Source organism: Saccharomonospora iraqiensis subsp. iraqiensis (genome assembly GCF_000430445.1).
Classification (GTDB): Bacteria; Actinomycetota; Actinomycetes; order Mycobacteriales; family Pseudonocardiaceae; genus Saccharomonospora; species Saccharomonospora iraqiensis.
In genome coordinates this window covers 10,644-12,436 of the sequence record NZ_KE387125.1, presented here as the reverse complement: position 1 = coordinate 12,436, position 1,793 = coordinate 10,644, and the positions used below count along the sequence as shown (strand labels likewise).

General features: G+C 74.6%; 1 protein-coding gene. It reads right to left on the bottom strand.

What is annotated here, in order from left to right:
- Window positions 1-289: 289 nt before the first annotated feature.
- Window positions 290-1,793: DUF6049 family protein (locus tag ACTIR_RS24310; RefSeq protein WP_034240994.1), on the bottom strand; the 1,504-nt coding region annotated here is incomplete at its 5' end.

The following is a 1,793-nucleotide window of genomic DNA, read 5'->3' as shown; positions in this document are numbered from 1 at the left end:
GCGGACGGGGTCCGTCCTGCGGCGGGTGGTGGCCGTCCTGCGGCGGGTGGTGGCCGTTCTCCGGCGGTGGTCCGGACGGCGGCTCCCACCGTTCGTGCGGCGGACGCCTGCGCGCGTCCCGCTCCGGAGGTGGTGGCGCCTGCCCGGGACGACGGGGCGGCACGCGGTCGGAACGCGCGGAACCGCCCTCGTGTTCGGGTGTACCGCCCGACTGCTCGTCCAACACGTGCCCAATCCGTCGATGGTCGGCCTGACCGGCTTTCAGGGTAAACGGGCGCGGGCCCGGAACTCAGCCGCGCTTACCCGCCCCGGTGCTCACCCGACGGTATATCCGCAGTCCCGAGAGCAGGAGCAGAGCCGCACCGGCTGTTGCGGTCAACACGACCACGACCGTGCCGAGTTCGCTGGAGACCAGCTCCATCCGGGCGGGACTCCCGAGGGTCGTGCCACCGGGAGTGGTCACCGCCACCCGGACGATGAACCGTCCCGAACGGAGCGTGTCGGCCGGGATCAGCCTGCTGATGCTGCTGTCCGCCGCCAGCGGGGTGTTCCCGATCCGGGCGGGCCGCAGGCCCGGACTGTCGCCCAGGTCGACGCGCACGGTGACCGCCACCGGGAGGTCGTTGCGCACCGTCACCGGCAGCGGACTCGACTCCGAGGCCAGGGACACGGGTTGGGACGGTGTCTGCACCGTCACCCGGTCGCGCAGGGCACGCACCTGCGCCTCCGCGGCCGCGGCGGCCTCCATCCGCGCGTCCCGGGTGCGCCACCCCCCGGACAACGTGCGCAGCACCGCGTTGTGCAGGGGCCGGATGACGCTGACCGGTTCCACCTGTCTGGTCGGGTCCACCGACATGGCCCCCCGGAGGTCCGCCGCGGTCGTCTCGACCTCGTCCAGCGCCTCCAGGAGCGCGTCCGACACCGGTGCCGTCCCGGGTTCCCGCCGACCGTGCGGGGCCTGTGCCGGGGTGGTCGTGCCGACCGCCTCCGTGTCCGGTCCGGGCTCGGCCACCAGCTCACCCAGTGGTGTGGGGGCGAGCGCACCGGTGGTGCGCAGTTGTTCGACGGTGTCCAGCAGGGAGGTCAGGTCGTCGTGGGTGGCGTCCCAGCCGTGCGGCGGTGCCACCAGCAACGGGGAGGTGCCGCCGTCGGCGCCGACACCGGCCCGGACGGCCAGCGCACCCGCGGCGTTCTGGGTACCGACGTCGAGGCCCCGGTCGCCGGTGCCGGAGCCGGCCGGGCCCGACGTGGTGAACGCCGTCGTGACCAGCGGGTCCGTGGGCACCACCCGCACCTCGTGGGCAGAGGTGTCCGTCGCGGTCCGCGCCGGGTCGGCGAGCACGGTGTCGGTCCCCGCCGCGGCCAGCGCGTCCAACACGGACCCGTCCACCTCCGAGCGGGTCCACACCATGTTCCGTTTCGGTTCGAGGTTCAGCAGGTCCAGCACGGTGGCGCTGTTCCGGACGGCGTCCGCGGTCAGCTCGGTGCCCGACCCGACGCGGGGCAGCGCGGCCAGTTCCGCCGAGGCGTACGGGAGCTGGACCACACAGTGCCCGGCGACCAGTTCACGCAGGTCGGCCAGCCACCTCCGGGCGTGCTCCGCCCCCTTCCCGGCGACGTCGCCCTCGGGGGTACGCACGCGGTAGCCGCCGCTCATCGCGTGCACGGTCTCGAGCAGGTCGGGGTCCACGGCGAAGCACAGCGACCCGAAGATTTCCGGCGAGTCACGTCGGCTCCCGGCGGCGCGCACCAGCGCGTCGAGCCGCCCGCCCGGGGCCAGCGCGGCCGCGAGC